At 38.5% G+C, this 16,888-nt stretch carries 23 protein-coding genes and 1 tRNA gene; all 24 read left to right on the forward strand.

What is annotated here, in order from left to right:
• Position 1 precedes the first annotated feature (1 nt).
• Positions 2 to 259: a DUF6275 family protein gene (locus J0J36_RS03195; RefSeq protein ID WP_040087000.1), complete on the forward strand. Its 258-nt coding sequence runs from the start codon at positions 2 to 4 to the stop codon at positions 257 to 259.
• 10 nt (positions 260 to 269) lie between these two features.
• Entirely contained in the window at positions 270 to 446 is a 177-nt protein-coding gene (locus J0J36_RS03200) for a hypothetical protein (RefSeq protein WP_206886769.1), read from the forward strand.
• A gap of 39 nt (positions 447 to 485) precedes the next feature.
• A tRNA-OTHER gene (locus J0J36_RS03205) sits at positions 486 to 562 on the forward strand.
• A gap of 84 nt (positions 563 to 646) precedes the next feature.
• The gene (locus J0J36_RS03210; protein WP_040087002.1) at positions 647 to 1,237 is read left to right on the forward strand and encodes a phage scaffolding protein; all 591 of its coding nucleotides are present in this window, start codon (positions 647 to 649) and stop codon (positions 1,235 to 1,237) included.
• Complete coding sequence (locus tag J0J36_RS03215) at positions 1,237 to 2,226, forward strand: major capsid protein (RefSeq protein ID WP_206886770.1); 990 nt, start codon at positions 1,237 to 1,239, stop codon at positions 2,224 to 2,226. Before J0J36_RS03210 ends, J0J36_RS03215 begins: the two co-directional genes overlap by 1 nt.
• Before the next feature lie 20 nt (positions 2,227 to 2,246).
• The gene (locus J0J36_RS03220) at positions 2,247 to 2,486 is read left to right on the forward strand and encodes an Ig-like domain-containing protein (protein WP_206886771.1); all 240 of its coding nucleotides are present in this window, start codon (positions 2,247 to 2,249) and stop codon (positions 2,484 to 2,486) included.
• A gap of 23 nt (positions 2,487 to 2,509) precedes the next feature.
• A complete protein-coding gene (locus J0J36_RS03225; protein WP_206886772.1) occupies positions 2,510 to 2,758 on the forward strand; it encodes a hypothetical protein in 249 nt (82 codons plus the stop codon).
• 5 nt (positions 2,759 to 2,763) lie between these two features.
• Positions 2,764 to 3,168, forward strand: coding sequence for a hypothetical protein (locus J0J36_RS03230; RefSeq protein ID WP_206886773.1), 405 nt, complete (start codon positions 2,764 to 2,766; stop codon positions 3,166 to 3,168).
• Position 3,169: 1 nt separating this feature from the next.
• Positions 3,170 to 3,523 carry a hypothetical protein gene (locus tag J0J36_RS03235; protein WP_206886774.1) on the forward strand — a complete coding sequence of 118 codons (354 nt, stop codon included), beginning with the start codon at positions 3,170 to 3,172 and terminating at the stop codon, positions 3,521 to 3,523.
• On the forward strand, positions 3,523 to 4,038 hold the full coding sequence (locus J0J36_RS03240) for an HK97 gp10 family phage protein (protein WP_206886775.1): 516 nt from the start codon (positions 3,523 to 3,525) through the stop codon (positions 4,036 to 4,038). Before J0J36_RS03235 ends, J0J36_RS03240 begins: the two co-directional genes overlap by 1 nt.
• 1 nt (position 4,039) lies before the next feature.
• A complete protein-coding gene (locus J0J36_RS03245) occupies positions 4,040 to 4,471 on the forward strand; it encodes a DUF6838 family protein (RefSeq protein ID WP_206886776.1) in 432 nt (143 codons plus the stop codon).
• Positions 4,464 to 4,649, forward strand: coding sequence for a hypothetical protein (locus J0J36_RS03250; protein WP_040087012.1), 186 nt, complete (start codon positions 4,464 to 4,466; stop codon positions 4,647 to 4,649). Before J0J36_RS03245 ends, J0J36_RS03250 begins: the two co-directional genes overlap by 8 nt.
• Positions 4,649 to 6,094 (forward strand): phage tail sheath C-terminal domain-containing protein, encoded by a 1,446-nt coding sequence (locus J0J36_RS03255; protein ID WP_206886777.1) that lies wholly within the window; start codon positions 4,649 to 4,651, stop codon positions 6,092 to 6,094. Before J0J36_RS03250 ends, J0J36_RS03255 begins: the two co-directional genes overlap by 1 nt.
• Positions 6,095 to 6,104: 10 nt before the next feature.
• Positions 6,105 to 6,563, forward strand: a complete 459-nt coding sequence (locus J0J36_RS03260; RefSeq protein ID WP_040087016.1) for a phage tail tube protein — start codon at positions 6,105 to 6,107, stop codon at positions 6,561 to 6,563.
• A 25-nt stretch (positions 6,564 to 6,588) separates the two neighbouring features.
• Entirely contained in the window at positions 6,589 to 6,996 is a 408-nt protein-coding gene (locus J0J36_RS03265) for a phage portal protein (RefSeq protein WP_206886778.1), read from the forward strand.
• A 44-nt stretch (positions 6,997 to 7,040) separates the two neighbouring features.
• A complete protein-coding gene (locus J0J36_RS03270; protein ID WP_155379916.1) occupies positions 7,041 to 7,181 on the forward strand; it encodes a hypothetical protein in 141 nt (46 codons plus the stop codon).
• Positions 7,182 to 7,188: 7 nt separating this feature from the next.
• Entirely contained in the window at positions 7,189 to 10,677 is a 3,489-nt protein-coding gene (locus J0J36_RS03275; RefSeq protein WP_206886779.1) for a tape measure protein, read from the forward strand.
• Positions 10,678 to 10,687: 10 nt separating this feature from the next.
• Positions 10,688 to 11,368 (forward strand): hypothetical protein, encoded by a 681-nt coding sequence (locus J0J36_RS03280; protein ID WP_206886780.1) that lies wholly within the window; start codon positions 10,688 to 10,690, stop codon positions 11,366 to 11,368.
• Positions 11,368 to 12,366 (forward strand): hypothetical protein, encoded by a 999-nt coding sequence (locus J0J36_RS03285; RefSeq protein ID WP_206886781.1) that lies wholly within the window; start codon positions 11,368 to 11,370, stop codon positions 12,364 to 12,366. Before J0J36_RS03280 ends, J0J36_RS03285 begins: the two co-directional genes overlap by 1 nt.
• Positions 12,366 to 12,656, forward strand: coding sequence for a DUF2577 family protein (locus J0J36_RS03290; protein WP_206886782.1), 291 nt, complete (start codon positions 12,366 to 12,368; stop codon positions 12,654 to 12,656). The genes J0J36_RS03285 and J0J36_RS03290 overlap by 1 nt, the downstream gene beginning before the upstream one ends.
• A gap of 3 nt (positions 12,657 to 12,659) precedes the next feature.
• A complete protein-coding gene (locus J0J36_RS03295; protein WP_206886783.1) occupies positions 12,660 to 13,076 on the forward strand; it encodes a DUF2634 domain-containing protein in 417 nt (138 codons plus the stop codon).
• On the forward strand, positions 13,073 to 14,206 hold the full coding sequence (locus J0J36_RS03300) for a baseplate J/gp47 family protein (RefSeq protein ID WP_206886784.1): 1,134 nt from the start codon (positions 13,073 to 13,075) through the stop codon (positions 14,204 to 14,206). The genes J0J36_RS03295 and J0J36_RS03300 overlap by 4 nt, the downstream gene beginning before the upstream one ends.
• Positions 14,196 to 14,747 carry a putative phage tail protein gene (locus tag J0J36_RS03305; protein WP_165706733.1) on the forward strand — a complete coding sequence of 184 codons (552 nt, stop codon included), beginning with the start codon at positions 14,196 to 14,198 and terminating at the stop codon, positions 14,745 to 14,747. Before J0J36_RS03300 ends, J0J36_RS03305 begins: the two co-directional genes overlap by 11 nt.
• Before the next feature lie 2 nt (positions 14,748 to 14,749).
• Positions 14,750 to 16,864, forward strand: a complete 2,115-nt coding sequence (locus J0J36_RS03310; protein ID WP_206886785.1) for a hypothetical protein — start codon at positions 14,750 to 14,752, stop codon at positions 16,862 to 16,864.
• Positions 16,865 to 16,888 lie beyond the last annotated feature (24 nt).

The raw sequence follows: 16,888 nt of genomic DNA on the forward strand, positions 1-16,888 counted from the left end.
TATGAATGAATTACAATTTACAAACACAGCAAGACAATTGGTTGCTGATTTTTCAAATGAAAAGAATGAACAGCAATTAAAAGCCGAAGAAGTTTACGTAGTATGGGCATGTAAGACGTTGCAAAATAATAAGGCTTTACTTTCCACCAATATTCCAGATGGTCGATATTATGAGGTAACTTACAATGGAGATAAAGATGAAATCTATTTTGATTCTTATCTCAAAGAAAAAAATATTAAGTTTGCTGCGGAAAAATAAGAGGCAAGTAATGGAAATTCATATATATGGTCGAGATACAGAGCAAGGTCTTTACACTAAAGCTGATGTTTTAGCGGATACAGATGAAGCTATTGCGATGTTATCAACTGCTTTATTGGATTTATGTGCATTGAATAAATTGGATGCCTTAGAACTTTTTAAAGTATATTATGACACAAGAAATTAAATAATTTTTAAACCCTTGGGCTTCCAGGGGTTTTCTTGTCGGGACTTAGCTTACCAGGTAAAAGCGTACTGTTTGTGCACATCAGTAATACATGGGTTCGACTCCCATAGTCCCTATTGGTCTTGGCTGACCTGAAAAAAAGCACAATCATAAAATCCTTGGCGGAGCAGACCGCCTCACCAACTGCTAGGAGGAAACTTATGAACACAGAAGAATTGAAAGCACTAGGTCTCAATGATGAGCAAGTCAAGTCAGTAATGGCGAAGTATGGTCAATCAATTAATGCTGAAAAAGCTAAAGTACAGGCTGATTTGGACGCGAAGACAGCCCAAGTAACTGATTTGACTGAGCAATTAGCCAATCGTGACTCGGACATTAAAGCTCTGAAGAAGTCCGCCGGAGATAATGAAGATTTGTCTAAACAATTATCAGAACTACAAGATAAGTACAAGGCAGATACAGAAAATCTTAATGCGAAGCTTAATCAGACACGCTTTGATTCAGTATTAACTGAAGCACTGAGTAAGACAAAAGCTCGTGATGCAAAAGATATCAAAGCATTGCTTGATTTGGAAAGTATTAAGCTGGGTGAAGATGGCTCACTTGAAGGACTAGATGCCCAAATTTCAACTCTTCAACAAGAAAAGGCTTATCTTTTTGATTTGGGAACAGGTCAAAGTTATAAGCCAGCAGGGGGGTCAGGAGCAAAAATTTCTTCTGATCTGTCTGCTGCAATGAAGCAAGAGGGTTTTAACCTCACAGAATTTCTTAAAGAACAAGGAGAAGATTAATGAACAACGAAATTACGAAGTTGCTGGATATTATCACACCGGAGATTTTTAACCAGTACATGGATGAATTCACAGCAGAAAAATCTGCTTTTGTACAATCAGGTATTGCTGTAGCTGATGAACGTGTATCAAAAAATATTACATCAGGCGGTTTGCTTGTAAATATGCCATTCTGGACTGATCTATCAGGCGAAGACGAAGTACTTGGAGATGGAGACAAAGCTCTTACAACAGGAAAAATCAAAGCTGCAAATGATGTTGCGGCAGTTTACTACCGCGGCCGTGGTTGGGCAGTTAATGAAATGGCTGCAGTCATTTCTGGTGACGATCCAATGAAATCATTGCTTTCACGTATTGCTGCTTGGTGGTTGCGCCGTGAGCAACAAATCTTGATTGCTACAATGAACGGTTTGTTCGCCGCTGGTGGAGCATTAGCTGCAACTCACTTGCTCGATCGTTCAACTGAAAATATTGATGGTAAGCTTTTGTTGGATACAAAACAATTACTTGGAGATGCTGCAGACCGTGTAAATACATTGGCTATGCACTCAGCAGTATATACAGAGCTTCAAAAACAAAACTTGATTGTTTTCATTCCGAATTCTCGTGGAGAAGTGGTGATTCCTACATATCTTGGCTATCGTGTTGTAGTTGATGATGGTATCAAAGCTGATGGTAACGGTGTTTATACTACTTACTTATTTGGTACAGGATCTATTGGTCGTAACTCAGGTAATCCGGCTGCTTTAACAACTTTTGAAACAGACCGTGATAAAGCGAAAGGTACTGATATTATCTACACTCGTCGTGCAGTTACTATGCACCCATACGGTGTTAAATGGAAAGATGCAGAACGTGAAGCAGGTAATATGACCCCTACCAATGTTGACCTTGCTAAACCAGAGAACTGGGAACGTGTTTACGAAGAAAAGAATGTTGCTATTCTTGCTTTGAAACATAAAGTTGGTGTAGAAGACGAAAAAAAGTAATTACCCCCACAGAGGTTACGTTGAATAAAGCAACGTTAGATCTAAAAGTTGGGGATACAGAAACTCTAACAGCTACAGTATTGCCAGAGGATGCAGAAGATAAGACAGTCACTTTCACATCGAGTGATACAGCAATCGCTACAGTAACGCCTGTTCAAGGTAAGGTAACTGCAGTTTCAGAAGGTACTACAACAATCACGGCTACAACCTCAAATGGGAAAACAGCTATTTGTGAAGTCGCAGTAACTGTAGCAGAGTAAGCTGAAATATTTGGAGGCACAAAATGAGTAATGAAGATTTAAAAAATCGCTTTAAAACTGGTGATAAGCCAAATGGCTCAGACTTTTCAGCATTGATTGATGAAATTTTTGAAGGAAAAGGAGTTAGCCAAGAAGAACTGGAAGCAGTAAAAACTGTTTTACAAGCAGCTATTGATTCTGTAAAAACTGATTTAGAAAAAGAATTGAAAACTGCTAATGATGCAATCGAAGATTTAAAAACTCGTGTTGCAACTCTAGAAAATCCAGCGTGAAAAATATGGATGAAAAAGAATATAAAGAAAAACTGAAGGAACAACTGAAAAAATTGCAGGCTCCTAAAAAGTCAGAAGATAGTGATTATATGAATCATTATAATTTTGTTTTAGATTTTGTAATTGATAAAGTTCTTAATGATGTTTCTCTCTATACACACATACCAATTGAAGAATTTCCAGATTCTATTTTTCAGACTATTGTAATGTTGGCCAGTAACTTTATAGACTCTTTTGGATTAATTAATGATGAGGAAACAAATGCCAATCAAGATATTAAAGAAATCTCAGAAGGAGATACAAAAGTTGTTTATGCAGATAAGCGGCTAAGATTGCAGCAGTCATTGGCTAGTTCTTCAATTAATGGTAATTTTACTGCACTATTGAATAGTGTCCGGAGGTTGCCATAAAATGAATGACAGAATGAAAAAAGCACTGGCAACCCTTTACCAACATAAGGCAGATATCGCAGTTAGAAAACCTGTTAAAGAAGGCAGTGTTACCAAACAGAAGTCGGTTCCATTACATTCTGATATTCCGTGTCGTGTTTCTTTGAAGGGTCTAAAAGCTACAGAAAGGGGCGTGACAGCCTCTGTAGAATATGATGGAAGATTATATCTAAGTCCAGATTTAGACGTGCCAAAGGGCGCAGAAATCACTGTGACTGATGTAAATGGTCGAGTAACAGAATACATCGGCAGTCGGCCATTTGGATATTCTAGCCATCAGGAAATATATCTTCAGTATAAAGACAAGGTAAAATAATGACTTTATCAGCAAAATTTGATGATAGTGAGTTCCAAGCCTTTGTTAAAAACTTTGATAAATATGTCAAAGACGACTTGATTTTAAAAGAGTTGGAAAAAGAGTTCCAAAGGGTTACAAATATAGCAATTCGTATTGTAAAAAAGAACACGCCTGTTGGTAAGTCTATTACTTATACAGGGTTGAAATTACAAGGCAATAACTTATTTGAAGCCACCATGAAGACAAAAGGTCATGGGAACTTAAGAAGGCGGTGGAATGCCGGCAAAACAGAGAGATCTGGAAGTAATCTGATGGTTGAAATTTACAATGATGCAGAGTATGCAATCTATGTGGAAAAAGGCCACAGGCAACAAGTCGGAAGATACGTCCCTGTTCTTGGGAAACGTTTGAAAAATGGTTGGGTTGAAGGGGTTCATATGTTAGAGAAGTCCTTAGACCCTATTGAAAAAGCTATGAATGACATTATGATTAAAGCTTTTGAAAATGCATTGGAAAAATTAATTGGAGGTTAAGTTGGATATCACAAAAGCTATTGCTGATACACTTGATTCTGTTTTTTCTGATATTCCTATTTATACGGAAAATATTGACTTTGAAGAAGATGACTTAAAAGGGCCATCTTTTTTTATTCAAAGAGTAAGCATGAATGTTATTCCTCATTTGTTTGATATGCAGAAACGACTTTACCGCTATAATATTGTTTATTTTCCAAAACAAGAAGAGACTCGGGAAGATGTTGATGCAATGGCTGAGAGATTGGCCATAGAAATACAGCAGATACATGGAATAGCTCGTATGACAGAGCGAAACTTTGAAATAACAGAATCTGATCCACCATTTCTTGAATTACATTTTTCTTTTGCTTTAGAAGTTCATGTAATGCTAGATGATGGCGGGAAATTCAATGACAAATTAGATTATAAAGGAGGTCTGAAAGATGGCTAAAACAAAAAGTGCTGCAGTTACGGCAGCAGAAACAAAATACAGCAAGCCTGAGTTGCTCACACTCGTAATTGGAGCACAACGTACTTACTTTAATCTGGCTTTGAAAGCTAGTTTGAAATATACGTGGAATGAGGCTTTAAAAGCTGTAGATAATTACAAAAATGGAGGGCTTTTCTAATGGCTGGTGGAATTTGGGACAAACAAAATAAAGTATTGCCTGGTGCATACATTAACGTGGTGTCTAAAGGGCAACCGATTGTAAATGAAACTGAAAAAGGCGTAGTCTTTACGATTATGCAAAACCTTAAATGGGGTAAAAATGGAGTTATTGAAGTAGATGCACGATCTAATTTCATTTCGCTATTTGGTTTGCCAATTGGTAGCCCAGAATTAACAGCTTTACGCAATATTTTGATTAAGGCTAAGAAAGTATATGTTTTCAACTTTAACGGTGGAGACAAGGCACATGCTCAATCAGATGTTCTTCCTTGGACTTTTGAAGCAGCATGTTCTGGTAGTCGAGGCAACGATTTAAAAGTATCTGTTATGCCTGATCCTAGCAATGTTGGTAAATACATTGTTCAAACATTCTTTGGCTCAGATGTGGTCGATAAACAAGTTGTTACGTCAGCAAGTGGTTTGATTGCTAACGATTATTTTGTTCCAACTATTATTGATTCGGCGAAAGATGATGATGGTATGGAAATGCTTGGAGCTTTAACTACTCCTGTTCTTATTTCATTCACAAATGGGACTGATGTAGATGCTGGTAGCCAAGTTGATGCTCTTATTGAAGCTATTGAAACACATGAATTTAATGTTTTGACTGCTGCTGGGCAAGATGCAAGCGCGGGTATTCATCAACTTTTAGCGCAAACAGTTATTCGTTTACGTGATGAACATGGACGAAAAATTCAAGCAGTAGTTCCTGAAGCAACTGCAACAAACGGCTTTACAGTTGGTCAATCTGAAGTTGGTGGTCCTGATGCAATCGGTGCTTCTGGTGATACAGGGGCTGCGGTAGCGTATGATCATGAAGGTGTAATTGTAGTTGCTAATGGTGTGAAATTGAAAGATGGCACCGTACTTAGTGCAACACTGGCTTCAGCATTCATTGCGGGTGCTACAAGTGCAGCGGAAGCAAATCAATCATTGACTTACATGGAATTTCCAGAAGCTGTTGATGCAGTACCTCGCTACAATGAAGAAGCACAGATTGCTAAAGTTAACGCTGGTGTGATGTGCTTTATTTCAAGTCGTAATTCAGTGAAAATCTTGACTGATATCAATTCACTTGTGACTTTTACTGAAGAAAAAAGTAAAGAGTTTTCTAAGAACCGTGTTTTACGTGTCCTTGATGATATTGCGAATGATACTCGGGAGACTTGGGAAGACAACTTCATTGGAAAAATCACCAACAATGCAACGGGGCGTGATTTATTCAAAGCAAACCGTGCAGATTATCTCTCACACTTGCAAGCTATTGAAGCAATTACGAATTTTGACCCTTCATCAGACATTTCAGTTGAAGAAGGAGAAACAAAAGACAGCGTAGTTGCGACTATTGTTGTTCAACCAACAGATGCGATGGAAAAACTTTATATGACTGTGGTCATGAACTAGGAGGAAAAGAATGGCAACTTTAAATTATGCAGACGTCCTTGCTCTTTCAGAAGGGACTATTTTTGTCACAATGGATGGGAAAAATATTCCGCTGATTGAAGTAGAAGAAGCAACAGCTTCAATTGAATTTAACAAGGAAGATGTTTTTGCACTTGGGAAACGTTTCAAAGGTTCAAAAGTAACCTCAGCAACAGGTAAAGGCAAGATGACTAGCTATTTCATGCGTTCAACTTGGAATGAGCTTATGCAAGAGTACAAGAATTCGGGCTACTTGCCACGTATGACAATGACTGCAACAATGGAAGATAAATCTTCTACACTTGGAAAACAAGTCGTTACAATCAGTAACTTTATGCCTGACAAGGTTGACCTCTTCATGCTTAAAGCAGATGATGGTATTGCAGAAAACGAAATGGACTTTACTTTTGATGATTTTACTTTGACAGAATCATTTACAGACATGAAATAAAAAATAGAAATTGGAGATAGTACAAATGGCAAACTCAATTAAAGATTGGATCTTGGAAGATGAAAATGTTTTGGAAGAAAAGAAAGAAATTTCTTTTCCACAATTTAAAAAACCTTGGATTATTCGCTCAATCGGGGCTGAAGAAATGCAAAGCATTCAAAAAGAATCTACACGTAAACAACGTAGCAGAAAAACAGGTTTAACACATTCAGAAACTGATACTGATCGTTTACTTGATTTGATGATTGAAAAAGCTGTAGTTGAGCCAGAACTCACTAATGCAGAACTTCAAGAACACTATAAAACTGCGGGGAATGCAGCAGCAACTTGCCGTAAAATGCTTAAAGCGGGTCAATATGTGGAACTTGGTCAAGAAATCCAAACATTGAGTGGTTTTGATGTTGATGAGGCAGTAGAAGAAGTAAAAAACTAATTGCTGCTGGAGAAGGCGGAGACTTCATTTACTATTTCTACGCTATGAATAATTTCGGATGGACGCCTAAACAATGGGCGTCTTTTTCGTTATCAGAAAGGGCTTTGGTTATTGCCGGGATCCAGATAACGAAAGAAGAGGAAGAAAAAGAGCGGAAAAAACAAGAAAATGGAATGAAAGGTTAGGTAAATTATGGGTGCTAAATTAAGTACAACCCTCTCCTTGGTTGATGGCTTCTCTAGCAAATTAAACTCAGTCAATAACTCTTTACAAAAAACAAGCTCCTCAATGGATAAATTCCGTAATATGATGAATAAGCCAATGGGGAGCGGGCTTTTTAGCTCATTAACTGGTGGAATAAAAACTGCAGATTCTGCAATGAGTAGTTTCTCAGCCAGTGCAGCAGCTAAAATTGGGGCAATATCGGGAGTGGTTCAATCTCTTACCACAACTGGTATAAATGTACTGAGTAATGGAATAAGAGAAATGGTTGGGGAACTTTCCTCAGCAAGTGCTACCTGGCAAACATTTGAAGGTAATATGGCCATTATGGGTAAAGGCGCAAGTGAGATAAAAGCTGTTAAGGCTGAACTTCAAGATTTTGCGACTAAAACCATTTATTCAGCTTCTGATATGTCTTCTACTTACTCACAGCTTGCTGCAGTAGGTACTAAAAATACCACACAATTGGTAGAAGGTTTCGGGGGGCTTGCAGCTGCGGCTGAAGATCCCGCACAGGCCATGAAGACATTGAGTCAACAAGCTACTCAGATGGCTGCATTACCAAAGGTTCAATGGATGGACTTTAAGCTCATGCTTCAACAAACGCCAGCAGGTATGGCCGCAGTTGCTAAGCAGATGGGTAAAAGTACAGAGCAGTTAGTTAAAGATATTCAAGATGGAAAAGTAGCCACTCAAGACTTCTTTGATGCCATTTCAAAAGTCGGTGGTGATACCAATGGCGACTTTTACAAGATGGCTACCAAGTTCAAAACGATTGGTCAAGCTATGGATGGTCTTAAAGAAGGACTGACAAACAAGCTACAGCCAGCGTTTGATAAAGCAAGTAAGTTCGGTATCAATGCTATTAGTAAAATTGCAGATAAAGTTGATAAGTTTAACTTTAAAGGCTTAGAAAAAACTATTGATCAAGTTGGTCCTAAAATTGAAAAAGGACTGGTGAGGAGTTTTGATTTAGCTGTTGCAGGCGCTAAGAAACTAAAACAAGGGTTTGATATTGCCAAAGGAGCAGTTCAAGGTCTTTGGAGTGGTTTCAAAGGTACTGATGCCATATCAAAAGCTGAAGGTTTGTTTAATAGACTGAAATCAAGTGCCAAAGGTGTTGCAAGTAGTCTGAAAGATAGTATTAACATGGATGGTATTGGAGCAGGAATTGGTAGTGCTCTTTCAGCTGTTATGAGTGCAATAAATAGCTTCATTGATGGTCTTGGATCTACCAATGCTCTTCAATCCATAAAAAATGCTTTTGAATCTCTTTCCGGGGCTTTAGGAAATATTAAAAATAATATGCCTAATGATACTACCTTTTTCGAGAAACTTGGACAGTTAGCAGGGAAAGGGATTGAAAGAGTAGCGGATTCTATTTCAGCAATCGCTGATGCAGTTGGTAATTTATCTCCAGAACAGCTAAGTTCTGCAGGTAATGCCCTTCTTACATTAGGTACTGGTTTAGCTGCTTTGAAAGGCCTTGGCATGATCAGTGGAGTTATTTCAACAATAGCAAGCGTGGGAAGTACTATCATTGGTGTAGTTTCTGGGATTGTTAGCTTTATTTCTGGAGCAATAGGGGCTATCACTGGTATTTTTTCTAGCGTTGCTGTTGGTATAGACGGAATAATGATTGGTATAGGTAGCTCAGTACTTCTTATCTCATGGCCAATTTTGGCTATTATAGCCCTTGTAGGTGTCTTAGCTTATGCATTTTATACAAACTTTGCAGGAATCCGTGATTTTACTGCAAGTGCATTTGGGGCAATTGCTGATGCTTTAGGTGCTGCTTTCAGTTCGTTATGGAATGCATTACAAGCACTTGGACAAGCATTGTCCCCACTTATTCCAGTACTCCAGGTATTAGGAATGGTGATTGTAGGTATTGTAGTCGCAGCCTTTATTGTCTTAATAGCTGCTATTGGTTTAGTAGTGGATGCTTTTGTTGGTATTATCGATGTTATCAGTACGGTTATTCAAGTCGTTGCTGGTGTCGGAAATGTATTTAAAAAGCTCTTTAGTGGAGACATAAAAGGGGCTGCGGATGAAGCTGGAAAAGCTATTGGTAATATCAAAGATATCTGGAGCGGATTTGCAAATAATGCGGTAACTCCTAAGCTTAATGATAGTCTGAATGATATCGTTAATAACGGTGCTGGGGCTAAAGACAGCTTAGATGGTGTTAATTCAAGTGCAAGTACTCTTAGTGGTACACTTGGTGGAATCAAATCTCCAAAGATTGAACCACAATTTACAATGCCAGATACTTCTAAATTAGGAATGATGAATTTACCAGATATTCCAGTAGGTGCCAAAGTAGATAAAGTTGATACAGCAGCAGTAAGTCAATCTCCATTACTTCCAGATTTGAGCTTGAAAGCTAAAGTAAATCAAGTTGATGCATCACCACTGACAAGCGGAGGTGTTCCTGGATTGAATTCACTATTGAATAATCCACTTCCGGTACCGGCCAAAGTTGACAAGGTAGATACCTCTGCAGTATCACAAACTAACGCTGTTCCAGATATTAATGTTGGAGCAAAGGTTAATCAAGTTGATACTAGTGCTGTAGCAACTGCTGGGGCAGGGATTCAACCATTAACTATGCCGGCGAAGGTTGGCCAAATTGACACGTCTTCATTGGCAGTTGGTTCTCCAGCTTTAGCAGCATTGCAAAGTAATCCGGCAGTTATTCCAACTAAGACCGGAACCCCAGACACAAGCGCTGCAACAGCTGCAATTGCAAATATTGGAACTAGTGCACCACCAATTCAAACACCGCCAGTAACTGCGCCAGATACAAGCGCAGCAACAAGTGCCCTTACTAATTTGCAAACTACAGCACAAAACACTGTACAGCCTATTAGTAATGCAGGTACACAAGCGGGGCAAGGCTTTGTAAGTGGATTCCAATCTTCAATTGGTCAAGCAGTTGGTGTAGCTCAAAATATGGGTAGCCAAATTACTGGTGCTTTGAGTGGTGTAGCTGGTCAAATGTATGGCATAGGGTTGAACATTGGTCAAGGTTTAGCAAATGGTATGAATGCCAGCCTTGGAGCTGTAACGGCTGCTGCAAGTGCTCTAGCAGCACAAGCAGATAAAGCAGCAAGAGCCAAAGCAGAAGTACATTCTCCATCTCGTGTCTTTATGGCAACTGGTCAATTCTTTGGTCAAGGTTTAGCTATTGGTATGCAAAAGCAATATGATAATGTTGCGAATGCAGGCGCGGGTCTCTTTGATGTTGCGTACAATGGCAATAATGATGTGCCTAGTCAACCTTTGGAAACTAGTCCAGTATCTACAACAAATAGTACAAGTAAGAGTGAGACTACCTTCAATTTTGGAGATGTTATCATTCAAAGCTCTGGTGATGCAAAAGTAGATGCTGAAGAACTTCTTGGAGAATTTGAGTATTTACTTCAACAAAAATATAACGCTAATTTAGCAAATTAGGAGGAATTAAATGGCTGAACATATTGGAGTTTATTTAACGAATCATCAAAATAAAACTATTGAATTGCCAGTATCTCCTGAAGAAGTTATGCTGGCACTTGAAAGAAATAATGAAACGGTAGAAATCTTAAAACTTGGAGAAGTAAATAGAATCGGTGAATTGCTGCTTCAAGATATTTCTATTGATTCCACTTTACCTGTAAAGTCAAAAAGTGCACAGGTCACAACTGCTAGTGTCGTCAAAGATGCTAGTTTTTATCTTGACTTTATGAAAGCATGGTTTGATTCAAAAAAAGCTGGTCGCTTTACTATATCAACGACTAAAATCAATGTTCGTGTGACTATTGAAAAACTGGACTATGGTTTCAAAAATGGAAATGCTGACGAGTACGCTTTTACTATTTCCATGAAAGAATGGCGAGATTATTCAGCTAAACGTGCTCCAGTAGTTCCGAAGCCTACACCGCCGAAAAAGCCAGCTCCTCCAGCGAAAATTGGAATTGGTTCAACGGTCATTGTAAATGGTCAGCTACATGTTGATAGTTATGGAGGAGGACCAGGACAAACAGAACGTAATGCAAAAAGAAAGATAAATTTCATCGCAAGCGGTCGGGCTTGTCCTTACCATGTCACTGATATGTCAGGCGGTTGGCGTGGTTGGGTCACTGCCGGATCAGTGAGGTTAGCATAATGGCAATTACTAAATTTACCATTCAAAAATGGGATTATAGCAAAAACTGGGATGTTTCAGAACTTGCTATAAAAATAAAAAAGCAAGAAGATGCGGATTTTTCTGCAGGAAGTTTAGAATTTTCACTGACTGAAGTTGATGAAGGATTTACACCAAGTAATGGTGATATTGTTGAGTTCCAGTGGGATGGAAATAAAATTTTTAAAGGCAAAATTTTTAAAGTAGGCTATGACAGTAAGGAACGGTTCGAATGTCTGGCTTATGATAGTTTGTACTATCTCAAAAGTGAAGATACATTAGTTTTTGGTGTAACAACAGCCCAAGAGCGTTTTACTCGAATTATGAAAATTATTGATAAGCCGTTTAAAATCTTTGGGGATGTTCAAATTACTAAACTACCCGCAGAAGTGTTTGACGGAGAAACCTATTTTTCAATGATTAAGAAGTCACTTGAATCCATTTGGAAAATGACAGAAACTCGTTTTATTATTCGTGATGATTACGGTGTAATAGGTTGGTATCGGAGTTATGGACGTTGGCAAAGTTCTGTTACTGTTTCAGGTCTGTTATTAGGTGATGGTTCTTTGGTCTCAGAGTGGGAGCTTAATCGATCAGTAGAAGACTTATACAATGTTGTTAAAGTTGTACGTGAAGATGGTGACGATAAAGAGCGTAAAACATACACTACAAAAACTGTTAACTCCCAAGCATCTATTGAACGTTATGGAAGGCTGCAAAAACATGAAAAAGCTGATAATGATGCCAATGATGCGCAAATGCAGAATCAAGGGGTTCAATCATTAAATGAAAACAACAAAGAACAGCGGGTACTAAAAGTAACTGCTGTTTTAGATTTGCGTATTCGTGCAGGTTCTATCTTTTCCATTTTTGTACAATCTCTAAATGATATCGGTATTGGCCAAAAGCAAGTGTTCGCAAAGTCTGTTACTCATGATTTTGGCGCAAATACAATGACTATAGAAGGAGAAATTATCTAATGGCAGGCGAATGGTTAATAAAAAAATTAACGGAGCAAGGGGGAAAAGACAGCCGATATAGCGATGTTCTATTTGGTACTGTTACATCAGATAGCCCCATTGAAGTTCTAGTTGGTAATAATATGCCACTGCCGAATAGTCTGATAAATACTGGACGTTTTAACAAATCCAGAAAAGTTGAAATAGACGGTAGTGAGTCAACTATACTAGAAAGATTGAATAAAGGTGATAGAGTAGCGTTGCTACGTGGTCATGGTGGGCAATCTTTTTATATTTTAGATAAGGTGTAATTTATGGAAAAACCTATTACAGAAGATATTAAACAGGAAGAGTTGGAGGTAAATCAACCCGAACCTGTGATTGAAAGCTCTTTAACTTATAAAGTTGAAAATGGACGTATCTTAGGTAGAATTGACAGCTTAGAAGCAGTGCATCAAGCGGTAATCAAAATATTGCTCACAGATAGGTTTGTCTTTGAAATATATTCTGATCAGTACGGAAATGACTTAAATGATTTGATTGGGAAAGACATCCCTTTTGTTAAAACGGCTGTTGAAAATGTGATCAAAGAAGCTTTATTGAGTGATGACCGAATAGATGACGTCACGATTGATAGTGTAGAACAAACTGACCGACAAACCCTCAGTGTATCTCTTACAGTAAGCACATTATTTGGAAATTTTGAAATAGAAAAGGAGGTTAAAGCATGAGTATTGAATATGAATTTCAGCAGTATGATTTTAATTACTACTTGGAAAAAGCTCTTGCCCGTGTTCCGGATGGAGTTGATAAGCGAGAAGGTTCAATAATTTATGATGCAATTGCTCCTGTAGCTTATAGCTTTGCGGAAATGGCAATGAATATGCAACAAGTTGTGTTGAATGCTTATTTACAGACTGCAAATGGTGTATATCTGGATTATAAAGCTGCAGAGCGTGGAACTCAAAGAGAACCAGCAACCAATGCGCGAGTAACTGCAGAATTTACGGATAACAAAGGCAATCCACTAACCATTGATGTTGGGGATCGTTTTTCAAGTACAGGAGCCAATCCTATTTTCTATACGTGTTCCAAAGTATTGCCTAATGGTCAAGCGGAATTGACTGCGGAATCTGCGGGAATTGAAGCAAACGGAGTGCTGGGGCAGCTCTTACCAGTGACACCTTTTGATAACCTTGGTAAAGCTGAAATTGTAGAAGTTACTGTTCCAGCTCGTGATATAGAAGATGATGAATCGCTTAGAAAGAGATTGCTCAGCGGAAATGAAATCATTAACTATGGTGGGAATGTTACAGACTATATTAGTTTTACAAAAGAATTAGAAGACGTTGCTGCAGTACAAGTCTATCCAACATGGAAAGGAGGCGGCACTGTTCGCCTTGTTATTCTTGATAATACTTATAATGCGGCGAGTCAGTCGTTGGTTGAAACAATACAAACTAAGATTGATCCCCAAGATTCTCCTGGGGACGGTTATGGAATTGCACCAATAGGACATACTGTAACAGTCGCAGCACCCACAGTGCGTAAGATAAATATTTCTGCCAAAATAGAAACAGATAGTGGGGTTACGGTATTAGATGTTAAAGAAGCTGTTACTGATGTAATTAATAAACACTTTGAAAGTTTGCGCAAATCTTGGGATACGTTAGCAGGAGAGCGAGGTTATAAACTAACAGTTTATCGATCACAACTCATTTCTGCAATAATTGGAGTTGATGGTGTAGTTAACGTGGCATCTCTCTTATTTGATACTAAAGAAGAGGATGTTGTTTTGACATTCAGTAATGATTTACAAGAATTGCCAGTAGTTGGGGCGGTGACATTAGATGAACAATAAAACAATAAGGCTTACGGATTTAATTCCGCAGCCTTTTTATAATGATGTTTATGAGATGGCCCTTCTGATGAAAGTTCAGCAATATCAACTTGATGATTTGCAGGAGGCAATTAATCAAGCTCAGGACAACTTTTTCCCTATTGTTGCAAATGAAGAAGGACTTGCTATTTTTGAGAAGATGTTGGGAATAACTGGTGTAGTTGGTTTGGATATTGAAACACGGCGATACAACGTTATTGCGCGGATGTTACCTCCAAGGCCAATCACTTTGAAATCCTTTAATGAGTTGCTTCAAACACTGAATATCAATGCCAAGCTTTCAGTTACTGGCTTTGATGTTGAAGTAAAAACAGAAACTACTGATGCTCAAGCTTTACGAAGATTAAATAGCTTGATGAAATCATACTTGCCAGCAAACCTCACATTTAAAACATTCAACTATGGACAAACTTCTACAAAAGGTCCTACAAAACATGGTGTGGGTGGTATGCTTGCAGGTAAAGTGACAAGCAAGAAGACAAAATATGCGGAAGGAGGCTAAATTTGGCTTTATATAATAATTGGGTAATTACAAAAAAATACGCTAGCACAGAAGTAGCAGCAATTTCTACCCAAAATAAAATTGAGTTTGTACGATTTATATCGAGTGATGATAAGTTTGCACAGAGCGATTTGGAAAGTTTTGATGATTTAGTTTTAAGTACGATTAAAACGAAAAGTAAGTTCCCTGTATCAAGTGTAAAAATTTCAGGTTCAACAGTTACTGTTACAGGTATTTTAAATAGTACCGGTAATACTGTTGACTACGATATGAACACTCTTTTACTGGTTTGTAAGTATAACGGAGCGGAATTCTTGGCTGCAGCTACAACAGCGCAGACTCCTTTCCGATTGCCAGCAGAAAACACTGCAGAAGTCACAGAATATACGATTAGACCTCAATTGACCTTATCCAATAGTGATACGGTCAGTACGGTTGTAGACCCTGTTTCTCCAGCTACCAATGAACGGGTAGATGATGAAGTAAAAAAATTACAAGATCAGATTAATTCAGCGAATACTGATCGTAAAAGTATCTGGGATAAAATAGGAGATTTAATTGATAAGTCCACTAACCAAACCATTGCAGGTATCAAAACCTTTACTTCAACAATTGTGGGTAATATTTCCGGAAATGCCGAGAGTGCTACTAAGCTGAAAACTGCACAGAAAGTAACATTGACAGGAGATGCTTCAGGAAGTGCTACTTTTGATGGCACACAAGCTGTTGGGTTAGCAACTACTTTAGCAACGGTTAGTCAAAACGATACAACCAGTTCTGTTTCGCCAAATTATAATGAAACATTCACAACAGTTGATAGTATAAAGACGGATACAAAGGGACGGGTCACTGGAGCAAATACCAAGACAGTAAAACTTCCAGTGGCTTATGTGCATCCCAACGTTTCCCAAAGTGATACAACTTCAGAAGAAGCTCCCAATAATGGTTCTACTTTTACAGCAATTGACTCTGTAAAAAGAAATGGCCAAGGGCATATTACTGGGGTAAACACAAAGACTATTACTATGCCTACTCAGGCAAATATTACGGGAAATGCCGCAACTGCAACAAAACTCAAAACCGCACGTAAAATAAATGGCACTGCTTTTGATGGTACACAGGATATTAATGTTAAAGCTACAAATGATAGTGACATTGTGCATAAAAGTGGTGATGAATCTATTGCAGGGACTAAAAGTTTTACAGACATGCCTGTTTTCCATACAACAGTTGCTAGTGGCTTACAAGCTACATTAGGGACGTATCTACATGATGATACAGGGGATGCAATCCAACGACAAACCTTATTGTGGGCCAATCCTCGACTCACGGGTCAAACATCTAACGGTTGGAGCTTTGCTTTATCTATGGGAGCTAACGCTATCCTTGGGGGTGGAGAGTCAGGTAGGGCTTTACTACAAGCTATTGAAACATCGGAAACTACACCGCCTTCTTTAGGCACAGTGTCAGGAGGAAACGAGCATGCCTTTCTTACAGCAGACCAAGATGTATTTGTTGGTTCTGGTTACCAGTCAGGTGGTGTTACTGGTAAATGGTGGAAGTTTGGCACTGATGGGACTATTAAAACGCCAGAAAATGGGAAACTCCTTGACAGTGCAGATACAGGATTAAAAGCGTTGATAGCAGATATGGTTTATCCGGTTGGTTCTTACTACATGTCAAATATATCAACGAATCCAGCGGAAATTTTAGGTATGGGAGTATGGGAACAAGTAAAAGGTAAGGTCATTATAGGGGTTGATGAAGATGACACTGACTTTGCTTCTGCTGGACTTACTGGAGGCGAGAAAACTCACAAGCTTACAATTGCAGAGATGCCAAGCCACACCCATATTCAAAATAGTCACAATCACACGCAAAACTCACATAGCCACCCAGCTAATAACCCAACATTGATGGGGCAAAATGGTAATACGAAATATGGTGAAGGTGGTTATAATATCATGGGTACAATCAGTGCTAAATCTTGGACCACTGGAGCCACAACAGCAACGAATAACGCAGCGACTGCAACGAACCAAAATACTGGTGGAGACGGGGCACACAACAATTTGCAACCATTCCAAACAGCATATATCTGGTTACGTACAGCATAAATTTTAAAAGTAGGGGAATAATAA

The sequence above is a fragment of the Lactococcus sp. LG1074 genome, assembly GCF_017309525.1.
GTDB classification, from domain to species: domain Bacteria; phylum Bacillota; class Bacilli; order Lactobacillales; family Streptococcaceae; genus Lactococcus; species Lactococcus petauri.

What these genes read in the sequence shown, in the direction of transcription:
- J0J36_RS03195 (WP_040087000.1), top strand. Translation starts at nt 2, where the DNA reads ATGAATGAATTACAATTTACAAACACAGCAAGACAATTGGTTGCTGAT.
- J0J36_RS03200 (WP_206886769.1), top strand. Translation starts at nt 270, where the DNA reads ATGGAAATTCATATATATGGTCGAGATACAGAGCAAGGTCTTTACACT.
- J0J36_RS03210 (WP_040087002.1), top strand. Translation starts at nt 647, where the DNA reads ATGAACACAGAAGAATTGAAAGCACTAGGTCTCAATGATGAGCAAGTC.
- J0J36_RS03215 (WP_206886770.1), top strand. Translation starts at nt 1,237, where the DNA reads ATGAACAACGAAATTACGAAGTTGCTGGATATTATCACACCGGAGATT.
- J0J36_RS03225 (WP_206886772.1), top strand. Translation starts at nt 2,510, where the DNA reads ATGAGTAATGAAGATTTAAAAAATCGCTTTAAAACTGGTGATAAGCCA.
- J0J36_RS03230 (WP_206886773.1), top strand. Translation starts at nt 2,764, where the DNA reads ATGGATGAAAAAGAATATAAAGAAAAACTGAAGGAACAACTGAAAAAA.
- J0J36_RS03235 (WP_206886774.1), top strand. Translation starts at nt 3,170, where the DNA reads ATGAATGACAGAATGAAAAAAGCACTGGCAACCCTTTACCAACATAAG.
- J0J36_RS03240 (WP_206886775.1), top strand. Translation starts at nt 3,523, where the DNA reads ATGACTTTATCAGCAAAATTTGATGATAGTGAGTTCCAAGCCTTTGTT.
- J0J36_RS03250 (WP_040087012.1), top strand. Translation starts at nt 4,464, where the DNA reads ATGGCTAAAACAAAAAGTGCTGCAGTTACGGCAGCAGAAACAAAATAC.
- J0J36_RS03255 (WP_206886777.1), top strand. Translation starts at nt 4,649, where the DNA reads ATGGCTGGTGGAATTTGGGACAAACAAAATAAAGTATTGCCTGGTGCA.
- J0J36_RS03260 (WP_040087016.1), top strand. Translation starts at nt 6,105, where the DNA reads ATGGCAACTTTAAATTATGCAGACGTCCTTGCTCTTTCAGAAGGGACT.
- J0J36_RS03265 (WP_206886778.1), top strand. Translation starts at nt 6,589, where the DNA reads ATGGCAAACTCAATTAAAGATTGGATCTTGGAAGATGAAAATGTTTTG.
- J0J36_RS03270 (WP_155379916.1), top strand. Translation starts at nt 7,041, where the DNA reads ATGAATAATTTCGGATGGACGCCTAAACAATGGGCGTCTTTTTCGTTA.
- J0J36_RS03275 (WP_206886779.1), top strand. Translation starts at nt 7,189, where the DNA reads ATGGGTGCTAAATTAAGTACAACCCTCTCCTTGGTTGATGGCTTCTCT.
- J0J36_RS03280 (WP_206886780.1), top strand. Translation starts at nt 10,688, where the DNA reads ATGGCTGAACATATTGGAGTTTATTTAACGAATCATCAAAATAAAACT.
- J0J36_RS03285 (WP_206886781.1), top strand. Translation starts at nt 11,368, where the DNA reads ATGGCAATTACTAAATTTACCATTCAAAAATGGGATTATAGCAAAAAC.
- J0J36_RS03290 (WP_206886782.1), top strand. Translation starts at nt 12,366, where the DNA reads ATGGCAGGCGAATGGTTAATAAAAAAATTAACGGAGCAAGGGGGAAAA.
- J0J36_RS03295 (WP_206886783.1), top strand. Translation starts at nt 12,660, where the DNA reads ATGGAAAAACCTATTACAGAAGATATTAAACAGGAAGAGTTGGAGGTA.
- J0J36_RS03300 (WP_206886784.1), top strand. Translation starts at nt 13,073, where the DNA reads ATGAGTATTGAATATGAATTTCAGCAGTATGATTTTAATTACTACTTG.
- J0J36_RS03305 (WP_165706733.1), top strand. Translation starts at nt 14,196, where the DNA reads ATGAACAATAAAACAATAAGGCTTACGGATTTAATTCCGCAGCCTTTT.